Here is a 15,189-nt window from a genome sequence, read left to right as displayed (position 1 = left end):
TGTAAACACTTACATGGTTTGAGGAAGGGGCGCTAGAAACATGGGAAAGAAGCTATCAGCAGCAATTGCACTCATCTTAGCTACGACTCTTACAGCATGCGGCAGTGGAGGCAACAATAACAACACAAATCAAGCAGCCAACACTAACGCCAATGCAAGCACTTCAGCGAATGCAGGGAAAACGGATACGGGGGAAAATGTTACACTCCGAATTGCTTGGTGGGGCTCCCAGCCTCGTCACGATTACACCCTCGAAGTAATCAAAATGTATGAGGCAGCTCATCCAAACGTTAAGATTGAGGCCGAATACGCTAACTTTGATGATTACTGGAAGAAGCTCGCTCCTCAAGCAGCAGCAAGTGAACTTCCTGATATTGTGCAAATGGATATTTCCTACTTGTCGCAATACGGTTCGAAAGGACAGCTTGCTGATCTTACACCTTACTTAAACAACCAGATTAACGTTGCAGATATTTCAGAAAATGCGATCTCCGGCGGTAAAGTCGGCGACAAGCTGTACGGCTTTAACCTTGGTGTAAACGCAGTTAACTTCCAGTATGATCCAGAGCTTCTGAAGAAGCTTGGTGTGGACAAACCGGATGACAACTGGACTTGGGATGACTACTTCGCACTTGCATCAAAGGCGAAGGAAGCAGGATTGTACTTCGATAACGGCTTCCGTCCGGAAGTATTCTTCGGTTACTACCTGCGTACGAAGGGCCAGCATCTCTACAATGCAGAAGGCACGGCACTTGGCTATGAGGATGACCAGCTGTTCGTTGACTTCTTCAAGCCGCTGTCGCAGCTTGTGAAGGATGGAGATACTCCTCCACCAGATGTGAAGGCACAAATTAAAGGTCTGGAAGATGACTTGCTCGTTAAAGGTCAGCAAGTTGGTATTTTCCAATGGACAAACCAATTCGTAGGCATTCAGCAAGTAGCGAATCGTCCACTTGAGATGGCTCATATGCCAGGTCCAGATCGTGAAAAAGGCCTATATCTCAAACCTAGTATGTATTTCTCTGTCGCACAGAACTCCAAGCATAAAGAATCCGCTGCTGACTTCATCAACTTCTTCGTAAATGATGTTGAAGCGAACAAGCTGATCAAAGGCGACCGCGGTGTACCTGTCAGCAGTAAAGTAATTGAAGCGATCAAAGGTACGTTGGAACCGGCTCAACAGCAAGTATTTGATTATGTTGCTTGGGCACAAGAGAACAGCTCCCAAATGGATCCTCCAGATCCAATCGGTGCAGCGGAAATTATTACCTTGTTTGCTTCGATTGCCGAACAAATGGACTTCCAGCAAATATCGGCTGAGGATGCTGCTAAGCAATTCCGTGAGGAAGCCAACGCGATATTAGCGAAGAACAAATAACGAATGACAGGCAGGAGATGGCTGGCCATAACGGCCAGCCATCCTTTATACAAGGCGTATATTGCACCGCGATACGTATGCTGCTCCTACTCTAGGACGGCGCAGCCTTGAGGCAGAGAATCTTGTGCAGGAGATGGTAGGAATGAGAGCGGTTTTTAAGAAGGATTTAGCTGGTTATGCTTTTATCAGTCCATTTGTTGTTGGTTTTCTTGTATTTACCTTTATTCCGATTCTAGCTTCTCTCTATTTATCATTTACGGATTATGATCTGTTCACCACACCATCATGGGTTGGTTTCGACAATTATAATGACTTGTTCACGCATGACAAGAAATTCTGGCAGTCTTTGAAAGTAACATTCCTGTATGTATTTATCGGAGTTCCACTACGTCTGTTTTTCGCGCTTATGGTCGCGATGCTTCTGAATACCGCTTCGAAGGCGGTTGGTCTTTATCGTACGTTGTTCTATCTTCCTTCTATTATTGGCGGCAGTGTGGCTGTCTCCATCATGTGGCGTAACCTGTATGGCGATAAAGGGATTATCAATGGCCTATTAGAAGCTGTTGGCCTTGACGCTGTAAGATGGTTCGCTGATCCAATTGCAGCGCTATGGATGCTAATTACGTTATCGGCTTGGCAGTTTGGCTCATCCATGCTTATTTTCCTAGCCGGACTTAAGAATATCCCGGTCAGCCTATATGAGGCGGCAGGTGTAGACGGCGCAAATGGGATACACCGATTCTTTAAAATAACGGTGCCAATGCTGACACCGATCATATTGTTTAATGCGATTATGCAAACAATCGGAGCTTTCATGACGTTTGTTCCGGCTTATATTATTTCCAAGGGAACAGGTGGTCCACTGGACGGCACCTTGCTCTATTCGCTTTATTTATTCCGTCAAGGCTTCCAGTTCTTCGATATGGGAACCGCGTCGGCAATGGCATGGATCATGCTCATTATCGTAGCTATTCTGACAACCGTCTTGTTCTTGTCGTCGAAATACTGGGTTCACTACGAGTCGAAGGAGGGGTAAGCACATGATAGCAAAAAAATGGAGATGGTCGATTTATCATATCGTTGCAGCAGGCGGCGCTATCGTGATGATCTATCCTGTTATTTGGCTTCTGATGAGCTCATTCAAGAAAAGCGAGACAATCTTTACTACTTCCACCCAGCTAATTCCTGCTCATTGGATTTGGACGAATTACTCAGAGGGCTGGCAGGGCATTGGTGGACATACGTTTGGCACCTATATTTATAACACTCTGGTACTTGTTGTTTTAGCTACAATCGGGGCGGTATTGTCTTCGGCACTTGTCGCCTTTGGCTTCGGCCGACTGAACTTCAGAGGGAAGTCCTTCTGGTTCGCGATTATGATGGTTACCCTCATGCTGCCGCATGACGTAACGCTGGTTCCACAATACATTTTATTCTCGAAGATTCATTGGCTGAATTCGATTAAACCGATTGTTATTCCGGCATACTTCGGAGCTCCATTCTTTATCTTCCTGATGGTGCAATTTATTCGAACGATTCCAGGTGAGCTTGATGAGGCGGCGACGATTGATGGCTGCGGTAAATTCCGTTTGTTCTATCGCATTATTCTGCCACTGATCATTCCTGCAATGGCAACAGCAGCGATCTTTTCCTTCTACTGGCGTTGGGAGGATCTGATGGGTCCATTGCTTTACCTGAACAAGCCATCCATGTACACGGTTTCCATGGCACTTAAGATGTATCTTGATGCTGAGACATTATCGAACTGGGGCGCTATGTTCGCCATGTCCATTGTAAGTTTGCTTCCTGTATTTGCAATCTTCTTCTTCTTCCAGAAGCATATTGTTGAGGGGATTAGCACAAGTGGTTTGAAATAGTAGGGTAGTTTAAGCTGTCGAGATAATCTCGGCAGCTTTTTTTATATATTTACTTCACTTGACAAGAGAGGTTTACTCCAATAAACTCTTCGTATGAGGTTTACTGCGTTAAACCTTACGGAGGGGGCGAACGGAATGGAATCTTACAAATTATTTGATGCAGAATATAAATTTGCAAGTCTAATTTGGGACAATGAACCCATCAATTCAACAGAGCTTGTAAAGCTTAGCAAAACAAAACTTGGCTGGAGCAAGTCTACAACCTATACCGTTCTTAGAAAGCTGTGCGAGCGGGGGATTCTTCAGAATGAGGAAGCGATGGTCACTGCTCTTGTGAAGAAATCGGATGCTCAGAAATACGAGAGCGAGACCGTTGTTGAGAAAGCATTCGATGGGTCTTTGCCGCAGTTTCTAACAGCTTTCCTGGGGGGCAAGAGATTGTCTGAGAAGGAGGCTGAGGAGCTGAAGCGGATTATAGAGGAGGCATCGCAATGACGAGCTTGTTCATTACGATTGTTAATATGAGTATAACAGCAAGCTATGTGGCATTGGCGGTTATGCTGACGAGATTATTGCTGAAGCGGGCTCCTAAAATATTCTCGTATATCCTTTGGCTTGCTGTCGCTGTAAGAATGGTTATCCCTAATAGCTTCACATCTGGTTTTAGCCTATTGGCATTTGTACAGCCTCAGGGTAAATCAGGTACAAACGTTATGGAATACATTCCTTCGGATGTTGAGATGTTGAAAAATCCTGTTTTGGATATCGGCATAAATCGATTGGTAGCCTTGCCGTCTGCAACTTCGGGGTCAAGTGTTAATCCCATGCAGGTCATCATGGCGGTTATATGCTTGATCTGGTTAACAGGTGCAGCTGTTCTGCTTCTTTACAGCATTATCATGTATATGAAATGTTGGGCTAAGCTGCGAACGGCTACTCTGGTTAAAGGTACGATTTTTGAAACAGACCAGATCTCCACGCCTGTTGTATTTGGTTTTCTAAGGCCGAGAATTTATATCCCCATCGGGATCAGCAAGCAGGAACTGCCTTTTATTATAGAGCATGAGCTTACACATATTAGACGACGGGATCACTTAATCAAGCCTTTTGCGTTTCTGCTGCTGATCATTCATTGGTTTAATCCGGTGATGTGGCTGTCGTATAGATTGATGAACAAAGACATGGAAATGTCCTGTGATGAGCGTGTTGTGCGTTCGATGGGGGAGGGAACTAAAGGAAGCTATGCAACAACCTTGCTGTCCCTTGCGGTTAGTCGGGGGAGACTGAAAGTTGCAGGACCGCTTGCTTTTGGAGAGAGCGATGTGAAGGCGAGAATTAAAAACATCGTCGCTTATCGGAAGCCCTCGTCCCGAGTAGTTGCTATATCTGTTCTCGTATTTGCTGCTTTGATTACCGGTTTTACAGCTAATCCTAAACCATTTGAACAATCGCCGTTTCCTTCGCAATCAGCGGGAGACGATAGTGATCTGATCTATGATCTAGGTAAGTTAATGGATAACAAAACGCAGTATGTAGGCAATGCTTCCAAAGTTGGAGGGCTGATCAGCGCATTGCCTAAACCGGCAGGCCTTGTAGGAAAAGGGATGGAGCTTCAGACCAAAACGCAGCCTTACGGTGTGACAATTGTATATAAAATAGATGATGAAGCAAAAAAACCTTTTGCGGACCTTGATATTTTTTATAAGAATTCCATCGTGCTGCTCAGTCTAGTTGATAATGTGGATCTTATCACTTATAAGGTAGACCATACCATTAACAGGACGACAAGGAGCTCCATGTCAGTTAAGATGTCGCGGGCCGAAGCAGATCAACTGCTCGGAGAAGATGTCCGTCATTTTGCCACAGATGAGCAAAGCGTCAGAGAGTTAATTGATCGTGTAGAAAGCATGTCAATTAATGATCTAGATAAATCACAAACGTAAGAACATGTTACAAAATAAAGAGGGTGTCCCATAAGTCATTAATATTACGATGGGGCACCCTCTTTTATTTGAATTAAAAAGCAAACTGCGAATTTAAATATTCTTCCGATCGCAATACTTACCACAAAGACAACACCAAAGCATGGCAACAAGACATTAGCAAATTCGAGATTTGGTTGTACGACGAGCAGGAAGGCACGTGGACATGTGCAGCAGGACAGAAACTCCTATTCCGTTATGAAAGCAGAAGTACCACGGAAAGTGGATATGAAATCACAACTCGTCACTATCGTAGCTTTTCATCATTGAAAGAACGATGTACGAAGGCACAAGGAGATCGTGAAATAAAGGTCAGCATGGAAAATCTTCGCCTTAAACGACAAGCTCGGGATCCTGTCGGTTCTTGCTTCGAGGCTTGCCGAAAGTCTGCCTAGAGGTCGGGTGGCTTTCACTTGCCCACAATTTGCTGAAGAAAGCAGCAAGAGATCTAAAAACAAAAATAGCAGTGCAGGGATAGCCCTTGCACTGCTATTTTTATAGAAATTACACTGATGCGAGCCGTTTCTCCAGCGAGCGAGCCCCTTTTGAAACAGCCCTTGTCTTTCACAATCTGAATTCATTTTACTCCCCATGAAATCATCCCTCAGCTTCGCGTCATTGAACAATTTGATATTACATTATATGTAAGTGCATTGGGTATTCATTTCCCGAAATTTAGTATGATTTTTCCGGCGGCAGTTATTAAGTACTGCCGCTGGAAAATAATCGCTTCTCGATTTTTTTAAGTGGTTAAAACTGCAGCGGTAAGGCCAGCAAAGTTAATAATGATGGATTGCCCACCAGCTATCATATTCCCTGTAACTCGCAGAGAATAGGTATGAGTGCCGGTCAACGGCGCTTCATCACAGGTTGTGAGAGCAAGCGTAAACGGACTCATAGCCATCGATCCAGTATCGATTGCAGTAGCAATGACAGCTCCATCATCACGAACGATTTCTGCAGTTAAAGTTAAATTGTTAGAATTCGGTGTCCATGTGACGTAGCCGGTCAACCAAACGGTGTTACTAGGTGCAGCCACAGTTGCTGCAACAGTTAAAACTGTAGCAGTTGGCGCTGCCAGGGTCAAAGTAATTGGCGGTGCGCCGGCATACTGTGCACAATCAAATCCAGTTAATAGCCCTGGTACTCCAGCTGGCCCTTGAGCACCTTGAGCACCTTGAGCGCCTTGAGCACCTTGTGCTCCAGCCGCACCTTGTGCTCCAGCCGGCCCTTGTGCTCCAGCTGGCCCTTGCGGTCCTGCTGGCCCTTGTGGTCCTGCCGGCCCTTGGGGCCCTGGAGGTCCCGGAGGACCTGGTAATCTACCCATCTTTGTATGCACACTCCTTATTAACTATTTGGCGAGCATGAAGACTATGAAGCCCGATGGTACGAGATTAACACAATGCTTCCTTCCATTGCGGCCACAAAACAAGATATTCCCGCAGATAAAATTAATTGCAAGTACACAAAAAAAATTTTTCTCTTCGATTGTATTGTTGTCCATGCATTATCAGCTTCTTCACATACATTGTTTATATGATTTTCTATATGAGATTTGTGGAGGAGAATAATGAGTTTCGTAGGCATTTTGGTTGCAAACCGTAAGCAGCGGAAGAATGTTCTTAAGCAATATCTTCAGTCCAATACCATGAATCTGAAATTATTTTGTTTTACTCCGTCCTCTATCAACTGGAAGCGAAAGCGTATAATAGGGCTTCATCAATCCAACGGCAGATGGGTGATAGGTGATTTTCCATTCCCCAAAGTAGTCTACAACCGTTGTTATAATACCGATCAACTACTGATCGAACGTTTGGGGAAAGTAATCGGCATCAATAAATGCTTCAATCATATTAATCAATTCAATAAACAAGAGATTTATACGAATTTAAACAAATGGCTTTCCGATTATTTGCCGGCAACCGTTCCCTTCGACAAGGAGAACGCCGTTCATTTGCTAAAGGTTCATCAAGAATTATACTTTAAACCTTGTTATGGCCATCAAGGAAAAGGCGTAATTCGAGCAGAAATGCAAGCTACGGGTGAAATCCACTTGGGACATCACTATTTTTCGCCTGAAATCATCTTTCAAGACACGCAGCAATTTCAAGAGAGCATAGAATCGATACTCGGTTCCACCCCCTATATCATGCAAGAAGGTATCCCCATACAACAAGTAGATAACCGGGTTTTCGATATCCGGGCACTTGTACAAAAAAACGAAAATGGATTATGGTCGGTCACGAATCTTGTCAGCCGAATCGCAACGAAAGACAGCTTTAATACAAGCATCTTCGATGAAGTCTGTATATCTCAAGAAATACTCGATCGTCTGTATCCATCCGATAAAGCAGCTCGTATTATTCGCTCGATTTACGACATCAGTTTAAGAAGCGCGGAAATCATGGACGAAAACACCGCCTATCATTTAGGAGAATTCAGCGTAGATTTTGCGTTGGACAACAATGATCACGCATGGATCATTGAACTAAACGGAAAGCCTCAAAAATCGCTTTATGCCGGCATTCGCAACCAAAGCGCAGTCTATACGCGACCGATGCAATATGCGAAATATTTGTGCAAGCGCTGATCCTGACCTTTGGTTTAATATATGGGGCGGGGCTTGGCAGGGTTACTCGCCTTTAAGTGACGGAACACGAAAGGAATCCAAGATGAGACCACTGCAAAGTCTACTTTTAATAAACGAGAAATTAACTACAGAAAAACGAGCCTAAGAATCGCTTCTTAGGCTCGTTTCGCATTCAGGAGGTCTTTTTTGTTATTATCTTCCCATCCAGCCGCCGTCTACGTTGAGGACATGACCGCTCAAGTAGTCGGAGGCAGCGGAGGCCAGGAATACAACCGGACCTTTCAGATCATCCGGCGTACCCCAGCGGCCGGCTGGAATGCGTTCGGTGATGGCGTTCGTACGCGCTTCATCCTTCAGGATGGGAGCCGTATTGTTAGTCGTCATGTAGCCTGGAGCAATAGCGTTCACATTAACGCCTCGGCCGGCCCACTCGTTAGCAAGAGCCTTCGTTACGCCGGCAACCGCATGTTTACTTGCTGTATAGCCTGGTACATTAATGCCGCCTTGGTAGCTAAGCATTGATGCAACATTGATGATTTTACCACTGCCGCGTTCCAGCATATGACGGCCAGCTAACTGGCATAAGAAGAAGACCGAGTTAAGATTAAGATCAATTACATCATACCAATCTTTTGCGGAATGATCAGCGGCAGGAGTACGGCGGATGATTCCCGCATTGTTCACGAGAATATCTACTTTTCCAAAAAAACCGCGTGCCTCATTAAATACATCCTCAAGAATATCCGCATTGCTTAGATCAGCAGAAATTTCTTCCGCTTGACCGCCAATTGCACGAATAGCTTCAACAGTTGAGTTACTGTTAGAAGAAGAAATAGCTACGATTGATGCGCCTGCTTCTGCGAGTCCAATTGCCATCGCTTGTCCAAGTCCGCCCGAAGTGCCGGTGACAACGGCTGTTTTGCCAGTAAGATCAAATAACATCGTTTATTTCATCCTTTCATAGATCGCTAGATTAGCACCAGCTTGCCGATACTGCTCTGCGGTATCAGCGGCAATGCCGGCGTCCGTTATGATCGTCGTAATGTCTTGAAAGTCAGCGAAAGTGAACAATGCACCTTGCCCAAATTTATGATGATCAACGACAACGTAAGAGGATTGAGACGTTTCGAGCAATGCTCGTTTGAACGCTGTTAAATCCCCCGTATAGATCGTAAAACCAAATTCGGGATGAACGCCAGTCGCAGACAAGAAAGCTTTCTTGATATTCAGCTTGCGGATATACGCTTCTGCTTCAGCACCTGCCAGCATATTACGAACACGGTAGCCCCCGGGCACAACCAACTGGATTGCATCCTTCCGGGAAAGCTCAGCAATAATATGCACATCATTCGTAATGACCGTAAGAGACTGGTTAGGAAGCTTCTTCGCGATTTCAAGTGTTGTACTGCCGCCATCTAAGGCAATAATATCACCGAGTTCGATATATTGAAGCGCCAGCTCAGCAATCTCTGTTTTCTCTGGGGCATGCCGCACTAGCGGTTCTTGCTGAGAAAGGATGCCAAGTTGATCGCTTTGTGCAAGGACTGCTCCCCCGTGAATACGGAGGAGCAGTCCTTTTTCCTCAAGCTTTGCCAGATCCTCGCGAATGGTCTTGCCTGTCACGTTCAGACGCTCACTAAGCTCTTGAACGGTAACTTCGCGGCTTGCCAGCAGAGCCATAATAAGCTCATGCCTTCGAATAACGTTCATTGGATTATTTCAGATCTTGAGGCGCTACAGGATCCATATCTTCGAAGATTTGGTTCTCGCCAGCCATACCCCAGATGAATGTATATGCGCTAGTGCCTACACCGCTGTGAATTGACCAGCTAGGGGATAGGATAGCTTGCTCGTTGCGTACGACAAGATGGCGTGTTTCTTGCGGCTCGCCCATGAAGTGGAAGACATTGCCGTCTTCTGGCATATCGAAGTACAGGTATACTTCCGAGCGGCGGTTATGTGTATGACAAGGCATCGTGTTCCAGTTGCTGCCTGGTTTGAGCATAGTAAGACCCATAACCAGCTGACAGCTTTGAATACCGCCTGTATGGATGTAACGGAAAATCGTACGTTCGTTGTTTGTCGTCAGCGCACCAAGATGGTTAGGGGAAGCTTCGCTGATCGATGCTTTAACGGTTGGATAGTTTTTATGAGCAGGAGAAGAGTTCAAATAGAATTTAGCTGGATTAGCCGAATCAGTACTTGTGAATACGACTTCAGCTGCGCCAAGCCCAATATAGAGGCAGTCTTTGTTTTCCATATCGTAAGCAGTGCCGTCAACAGTTATTGTACCGCGGCCACCTACGTTAATAATGCCAACCTCACGGCGTTCGAGGAAGGTTGCAGCACCCATTGTTTTTGTATCAGCTTCCAGTTTAACCGGCTGGTTAACGGGTACAGCGCCGCCAATGATAAAGCGGTCAACGTGAGAATAAGTAAGGGTCAGAACGTCTGGATTGAAGAGCGACTCGAGCAGAAACTCTTGACGAAGACGGGAAGTGTCAAATGCTTTAACCTCTTGAGGATGTGATGCGTAACGGATTTCCATGAATAAAAACCTCCATTGAACGTTTAGTTTGTTTGATTAAGTTTATTTGAGTGCGTATATGTTCATTTTAAATCTGAAAGTGCCTATTTGCAAGACTTAAATAGAGCAGGAAAGTTTATTTTTAATGAATTGTGGTGGTGCTGCTGTCTCTGGAGCTTTGTTATAGTGGAGGGAATGAAGCTTTTTATGAAGGAGAAAAGAAAATGAGCCTGATTTATATCGACTGTAATGAGGTTTATTTAAGAGAGTATGCTTCGCAAGATCTAGAGAGCTTGCACGCGTTAACCTGGCAGCCAGAAATCTATGAATTTCTGCCAGGATGGAATGAATCCAGGGAACAGAGGGAAGAGTGGTTTATCCGCTATGAGCTGGAAGAGAACCGGAGCTTTATCAAGGCCATAGTAGATGGCGGGGAGATAGGGGACCTGCGTTTAAGACTTGCAATTATTGAAAAGTCTAGCGGAGATTTCATCGGCTGGTGCTGTACAGGGATGAAAGACGAATTACCTGTACCGGAGCGGGAAGTAATGTACGCGATATCAAGCGGGCATCGGAACAAGGGCTATACAACGCAAGCAGTGAAAGGCATGGTTCAATACCTCTTTCTGCACACAAACATCGATAGCCTGATTGCCCTCGCTCTTGAACACAATACACCGTCTATTCGTGTGATCGAAAAATGCGGTTTTACGTTTGAGAATAGCATCGAGTTGGAAGGCGAGTCGTATCGTTATTACAAGCTAATGAAATGAACAAGCATTAAAAGTGTTTGTCCTCAAATTCTTTATTTTTCGTTTTTATCGTTTCGATTTGTTTTTGAAGGAAGCCGCCATTTTTATAAACGAGTAAGAGAACCCCAATGATAAGAATGACAATACCAAATACAAATGTATTTCGTGTTACATTCCAAATTATACTCGGAGTCATGCTCTTTAAGGTGAGATTGTCATGGAAGTCCGGAGTTGCCAAGTAAATAAGAATCTTCTCAAGTCCACTTAGAACAATAACGAAGATCCCTGTAATAAATAGTTTCGTTCCTAGATTTTTCAATTGAATCACTCCTGTTTCTCTAATTCCTAATATATCCATTTTAGGTATTCGAGATAGGTTTGCTCATTCCTGCGTTTGCTTAACAGAAAAAGCACAAGAAAAGCAAAACCCGCTAAACACCTAGTGTCTAGCGGGTTTCCTGTTATACCGTTTCCGGATAGGGGTACATATCTACAACGCGATCCGTATGCCCGTTGTCGGTCATAAAGACAACATGCTCTCGCCGGAATTCACGCGGACTATTCAGGCCGCATGCTGCTGCGAGGGAGAAGAGGCCTTCACGCATCTGGAGAATGTAGTTCATGACACGCCATTGTTTTTCCTCCGGAGCGAGTGCTTCCTGATACTTGTCATCGGTAGTCGTAACACCAGCCGGGCATTTGCCGGTGTGGCATTGAAGAGCCATTATACAGCCATTTGCCATCATAAAGCCGCGTGCTGAGTTGACTGCATCTGCGCCAAGGGCTAGAGCAATTGCGACTTTATCTGGCGTAATCAGCTTGCCGGAAGCGAAGATCTTAAACCGGTCACGAATACCGAATTTACGTGCCATGTCATCCAGTATAAGTAAGGCAGCGAACAACGGAAGTCCCATACCATCTGCCATCGCTTTAAAGGTCGCGCCAGACCCGCCTTCTGAACCATCCACAGTAATAAAGTCAGGGTAGATGTTCATGTCAATCATCGCTTGGAAGAATGGCTCAAGCCGCTTCGGGTCGCCAACAACAATTTTCACGCCAATCGGCTTGCCGCCTTCCAGCTGCAGCATATGGATAAATTCCAGTGCTTCCTCCGGCCGCGTAAGAAATTCGAAGCGGTTCGGAGAATTTACCGTTTTGCCGACGGGAACGAGACGGGCTGCAGCGACTTTTTCATTCACCTTGGAGCCTTCGAGATGACCGCCGCGTATTTTTGCACCTTGATGGAATTTTAACTCAAACGCTTTAATGTTCGAGTGACTGGCCTTCCGTTTAAATGCTTCAATCGAAAATTTACCAACTTCATCACGGAAGCCATAGAGGCCAGGTCCGATCTGGGATACAACATCAACGCCTGTAGACAGATGCACATCCGTAACACCGCCTTCTCCCGTATTAATCCAGGAGCCGCTTGCCATGAATGCACCACTTCCGGTTGATTGGATGTAATTCTCGCCAACGGCACCGAAGGAGGTTGCTGAAGCACCAAACAATCCCTTCAGCTTCCAAGGCTGCTCACGGTTATCTCCGACAATCAGGGCATCCTCATCATGAAGAAGCCAAGGCTTCACATCTTCACTAACAAATTTTTCTTGCCGCGTAAATAAACCTTCATCGATAATCACATATTTTTTGCCCGGCCGAAGTATTTCATTGTCGATCTTCAGCTCACTCGTTAATTTAGGAAACATCGCATTGGATAGATAAAAACCAGGCTTCTCATAATCTCGCCGGCCACCAAAGGATATCAGATCTGTCCGGTATTTCGCCGCATACACAACACCAACAAAATCCGCTCTCGAGAACGGTTTCCCTTCTGTATCGTTATCGAACCAATATTGGCGGAACTCGGGTCCAAGCTTCTCAAGCAAATAGCGAAGCCAGCCAAGGAACGGGTGCGAACGGATGATGGAATGCTTCGGTTTCTTCGATAAAGCATACATGTAGCTGAAGAAGATAACCGGAGGCAGCACGATAATGGCGAGCAGTACAAACAGAATAGTAAGAACCATAAACAGTAAACCCTCCCGATCTGGAGAAAAATAAACGTGAATGCTTACCATTATATCACAGCGGAGGAGGTGGATGCTTCCGGGCAGCTATTCCTCCTTTTAAACACGTACAAAAAATAACAGCCGTACAATCTCAGCTAATGTCCCGCCCGCATATAATGAAAGCGTAGATGATGCTAAAGGGGACGATGCTATGAATAGACGGACGACTATGCTTATATCCCTGATCTTGTATGTGGTGCTGGCAATAGTACTTATATTAAGTGCGGTCTTTCATTTTGGATGAAAATGGTTCTTTGTCCGATGCCGAGGATGTTTGTCCTGTCATAACATATTGGAGATAGCAGGGTACTGACCTGCTCAATATGACATGACGGAGGGAACCATGAATAAGGTCGCCTTCATTACAGGGATTACCGGGCAGGACGGCATGTATCTGGCAGAGCTTCTGCTTGCAAAAGGGTACACCGTACATGGACTTAGACGTCGGAGCTCGCTTGCCAATACCGGACGGATCGACCGTATAGCCGATGAAGCGAATCAAAAGGGGCGCAAGCTTGTGCTTCATTACGGCGACTTGACGGATTCCACAAACTTGGTGCGTTTAGTCCAGCTTATTCAGCCGGACGAGATTTATAATCTGGCAGCTATGAGCCATGTGCATGTCAGCTTTGATTCGCCGGAATATACGGCCAATGCTGACGGTATCGGGACGCTAAGGCTGTTGGAAGCCATTCGTATTCTTGGGTTAACCGAGAAGACAAAGATTTATCAGGCTTCGACTTCAGAGCTTTATGGCTTGGTGCAAGCCGTGCCGCAAAGTGAGACAACACCGTTTTACCCACGGAGCCCTTATGCGGTAGCTAAGCTGTACGGCTATTGGATCACCGTGAACTACCGGGAAGCATACGGCATGTATGCCTGCAACGGCATCCTGTTTAATCATGAGAGCCCGGTTCGTGGTGAGACTTTCGTGACGCGGAAAATAACCCGTGCCGTTGCCCGGATTGCTTACGGTTTACAGGATACGTTAGCACTTGGCAACCTGTCGGCGAAACGCGACTGGGGTCATGCGCGTGATTATGTAGACGCGATGTGGAGGATTCTTCAGCAGGATGAGCCAGAGGATTATGTGATCGCAACCGGACAAACGACGGAAGTCCGTGAGTTCGTACGGCTTGCTTTTGCTGAAGCGGGAATAGAGGTCGCTTTTGCAGGGCAAGGAGCGGAAGAATACGGCTACGTTGTATCCTGCAGCAATCCGACATTTCAGCTTGCTGAAGGAACGAAGGTTGTACAAGTGGACCCGCGTTTTTACAGGCCGTCTGAGGTGGAGCTGTTAATTGGTGATCCAACCAAAGCGAATACCAAGCTGGGTTGGCAGCCGGTCAGCAGTCTGCAGGATCTCGTTGGCGAGATGGTTGCCGGTGACCTTGCGGAAGCTCACCGCGTAGTCGACTTGCGCAAGCTGGGTTATGATGTAAGTTTGGATATGGAATAGCTGGTGGATGAGGCTGTCTCGCAGAGGCAGCTTTTTTCATGTAAACTTGCGGGTTTAATGAAGGAGCCTCACTAATTAATGAGGACAAATGTATCCAGAAGGCGTAAAACCTCACTATTTACTAATTTGCTGCTCCAAAAACAAATTATTCAGCGAAAAACCTCACTAATAGTGAGCTTTTTCGCCGATGAATCCAATTAAGTTGAAAAGCCCATTTCCTCTCCCTTAAAGGGAAAAGAAATGGGCTTTATTTATTAACGTTTCATTATGGTGACAATTTCATCAAGCAAACGGTCCAGTGTAATGGGATCATCATAGTTGAATTTGCTGTCCAGCGTGTATACATGATTTTCTTTTACAGCCGGAATTGATTTCCAGAGACCGCTGTTCGTTAATGACGCTTGTCTAGCAGTGGTTTCATCCCATCGTTCGATACGACTATTTTTCACTTCCCTCTTGCCGAATAGATGAACTTTCTCTATAATTTGGTATGTGATAATGATTATCATTATTAAATAACAAATGCCATTCGGCGAACAGGAGTTTACTTAT

15 protein-coding genes and 1 pseudogene are annotated in these 15,189 nt (G+C 45.4%); 9 read left to right on the top strand and 7 right to left on the bottom strand.

Going from position 1 to position 15,189, the window contains the following annotated elements:
- Positions 1–40: 40 nt before the first annotated feature.
- The 6 genes and pseudogenes from FHS17_RS23145 to FHS17_RS31275 form a co-directional block, all read left to right on the top strand.
- Complete coding sequence (locus tag FHS17_RS23145; RefSeq protein WP_167280830.1) at positions 41–1,378, top strand: ABC transporter substrate-binding protein; 1,338 nt, start codon at positions 41–43, stop codon at positions 1,376–1,378.
- 142 nt (positions 1,379–1,520) lie between these two features.
- A complete protein-coding gene (locus FHS17_RS23140; RefSeq protein WP_415639836.1) occupies positions 1,521–2,414 on the top strand; it encodes a carbohydrate ABC transporter permease in 894 nt (297 codons plus the stop codon).
- A gap of 4 nt (positions 2,415–2,418) precedes the next feature.
- A complete protein-coding gene (locus FHS17_RS23135; protein WP_167280829.1) occupies positions 2,419–3,255 on the top strand; it encodes a carbohydrate ABC transporter permease in 837 nt (278 codons plus the stop codon).
- A 135-nt stretch (positions 3,256–3,390) separates the two neighbouring features.
- Positions 3,391–3,750, top strand: a complete 360-nt coding sequence (locus tag FHS17_RS23130) for a BlaI/MecI/CopY family transcriptional regulator (protein WP_167280828.1) — start codon at positions 3,391–3,393, stop codon at positions 3,748–3,750.
- Complete coding sequence (locus tag FHS17_RS23125) at positions 3,747–5,198, top strand: M56 family metallopeptidase (protein ID WP_167280827.1); 1,452 nt, start codon at positions 3,747–3,749, stop codon at positions 5,196–5,198. Before FHS17_RS23130 ends, FHS17_RS23125 begins: the two co-directional genes overlap by 4 nt.
- A 113-nt stretch (positions 5,199–5,311) precedes the next feature.
- A pseudogene (locus tag FHS17_RS31275) lies at positions 5,312–5,715 on the top strand (IS1182 family transposase); the annotation flags it as partial.
- Between the two features lie 264 nt (positions 5,716–5,979).
- On the opposite strand, the gene FHS17_RS23120 reads toward FHS17_RS31275, so the two are convergent.
- Entirely contained in the window at positions 5,980–6,564 is a 585-nt protein-coding gene (locus FHS17_RS23120) for a hypothetical protein (RefSeq protein WP_167280826.1), read from the bottom strand.
- 243 nt (positions 6,565–6,807) lie between these two features.
- On the opposite strand from FHS17_RS23120, the gene FHS17_RS23115 reads away from it, so the two are divergent.
- Positions 6,808–7,827 carry a YheC/YheD family endospore coat-associated protein gene (locus tag FHS17_RS23115; protein WP_167280825.1) on the top strand — a complete coding sequence of 340 codons (1,020 nt, stop codon included), beginning with the start codon at positions 6,808–6,810 and terminating at the stop codon, positions 7,825–7,827.
- Positions 7,828–8,019: 192 nt separating this feature from the next.
- On the opposite strand, the gene kduD is transcribed toward FHS17_RS23115, so the two are convergent.
- The 3 genes from kduD to kduI are packed head-to-tail and all read right to left on the bottom strand — an operon-like array spanning position 8,020 to position 10,375.
- Positions 8,020–8,769 (bottom strand): 2-dehydro-3-deoxy-D-gluconate 5-dehydrogenase KduD, encoded by a 750-nt coding sequence (gene kduD, locus FHS17_RS23110; RefSeq protein WP_167280824.1) that lies wholly within the window; start codon positions 8,767–8,769, stop codon positions 8,020–8,022.
- A gap of 3 nt (positions 8,770–8,772) precedes the next feature.
- Entirely contained in the window at positions 8,773–9,537 is a 765-nt protein-coding gene (locus tag FHS17_RS23105; RefSeq protein WP_167280823.1) for a DeoR/GlpR family DNA-binding transcription regulator, read from the bottom strand.
- Between the two features lie 4 nt (positions 9,538–9,541).
- Positions 9,542–10,375, bottom strand: a complete 834-nt coding sequence (gene kduI / locus FHS17_RS23100) for a 5-dehydro-4-deoxy-D-glucuronate isomerase (RefSeq protein WP_167280822.1) — start codon at positions 10,373–10,375, stop codon at positions 9,542–9,544.
- Positions 10,376–10,578: 203 nt separating this feature from the next.
- On the opposite strand from kduI, the gene FHS17_RS23095 reads away from it, so the two are divergent.
- Positions 10,579–11,127, top strand: coding sequence for a GNAT family N-acetyltransferase (locus FHS17_RS23095; protein WP_167280821.1), 549 nt, complete (start codon positions 10,579–10,581; stop codon positions 11,125–11,127).
- Between the two features lie 7 nt (positions 11,128–11,134).
- On the opposite strand, the gene FHS17_RS23090 is transcribed toward FHS17_RS23095, so the two are convergent.
- Both FHS17_RS23090 and FHS17_RS23085 read right to left on the bottom strand, forming a co-directional pair.
- Entirely contained in the window at positions 11,135–11,425 is a 291-nt protein-coding gene (locus tag FHS17_RS23090) for a hypothetical protein (protein ID WP_167280820.1), read from the bottom strand.
- A gap of 142 nt (positions 11,426–11,567) precedes the next feature.
- Positions 11,568–13,136, bottom strand: coding sequence for an FMN-binding glutamate synthase family protein (locus tag FHS17_RS23085; RefSeq protein WP_167280819.1), 1,569 nt, complete (start codon positions 13,134–13,136; stop codon positions 11,568–11,570).
- A 385-nt stretch (positions 13,137–13,521) separates the two neighbouring features.
- Here FHS17_RS23085 and gmd point away from each other — a divergent pair, with 385 nt between their 5' ends.
- Positions 13,522–14,637 (top strand): GDP-mannose 4,6-dehydratase, encoded by a 1,116-nt coding sequence (gene gmd / locus FHS17_RS23080; RefSeq protein ID WP_167280818.1) that lies wholly within the window; start codon positions 13,522–13,524, stop codon positions 14,635–14,637.
- Positions 14,638–14,891: 254 nt separating this feature from the next.
- Here gmd and FHS17_RS23075 read toward each other — a convergent pair whose 3' ends face one another.
- Positions 14,892–15,086 carry an AraC family transcriptional regulator gene (locus tag FHS17_RS23075; RefSeq protein ID WP_167280817.1) on the bottom strand — a complete coding sequence of 65 codons (195 nt, stop codon included), beginning with the start codon at positions 15,084–15,086 and terminating at the stop codon, positions 14,892–14,894.
- Between the last annotated feature and the right edge of the window lie 103 nt (positions 15,087–15,189).

The sequence above is a fragment of the Paenibacillus lupini genome (assembly GCF_011761355.1).
GTDB classification, from domain to species: domain Bacteria; phylum Bacillota; class Bacilli; order Paenibacillales; family Paenibacillaceae; genus Pristimantibacillus; species Pristimantibacillus lupini.
Note: the sequence above shows the minus strand (reverse complement) of the source record. Positions and strands in the feature narration are given on the sequence as shown.

Bases quoted from the DNA above. Each gene is read 5' to 3' on its own strand.
- FHS17_RS23145 (WP_167280830.1), top strand. From the start codon at position 41: ATGGGAAAGAAGCTATCAGCAGCAATTGCACTCATCTTAGCTACGACT.
- FHS17_RS23140 (WP_415639836.1), top strand. From the start codon at position 1,521: ATGAGAGCGGTTTTTAAGAAGGATTTAGCTGGTTATGCTTTTATCAGT.
- FHS17_RS23135 (WP_167280829.1), top strand. From the start codon at position 2,419: ATGATAGCAAAAAAATGGAGATGGTCGATTTATCATATCGTTGCAGCA.
- FHS17_RS23130 (WP_167280828.1), top strand. From the start codon at position 3,391: ATGGAATCTTACAAATTATTTGATGCAGAATATAAATTTGCAAGTCTA.
- FHS17_RS23125 (WP_167280827.1), top strand. From the start codon at position 3,747: ATGACGAGCTTGTTCATTACGATTGTTAATATGAGTATAACAGCAAGC.
- FHS17_RS23120 (WP_167280826.1), bottom strand. From the start codon at position 6,564: ATGGGTAGATTACCAGGTCCTCCGGGACCTCCAGGGCCCCAAGGGCCG.
- FHS17_RS23115 (WP_167280825.1), top strand. From the start codon at position 6,808: ATGAGTTTCGTAGGCATTTTGGTTGCAAACCGTAAGCAGCGGAAGAAT.
- kduD (WP_167280824.1), bottom strand. From the start codon at position 8,769: ATGTTATTTGATCTTACTGGCAAAACAGCCGTTGTCACCGGCACTTCG.
- FHS17_RS23105 (WP_167280823.1), bottom strand. From the start codon at position 9,537: ATGAACGTTATTCGAAGGCATGAGCTTATTATGGCTCTGCTGGCAAGC.
- kduI (WP_167280822.1), bottom strand. From the start codon at position 10,375: ATGGAAATCCGTTACGCATCACATCCTCAAGAGGTTAAAGCATTTGAC.
- FHS17_RS23095 (WP_167280821.1), top strand. From the start codon at position 10,579: ATGAGCCTGATTTATATCGACTGTAATGAGGTTTATTTAAGAGAGTAT.
- FHS17_RS23085 (WP_167280819.1), bottom strand. From the start codon at position 13,136: ATGGTTCTTACTATTCTGTTTGTACTGCTCGCCATTATCGTGCTGCCT.
- gmd (WP_167280818.1), top strand. From the start codon at position 13,522: ATGAATAAGGTCGCCTTCATTACAGGGATTACCGGGCAGGACGGCATG.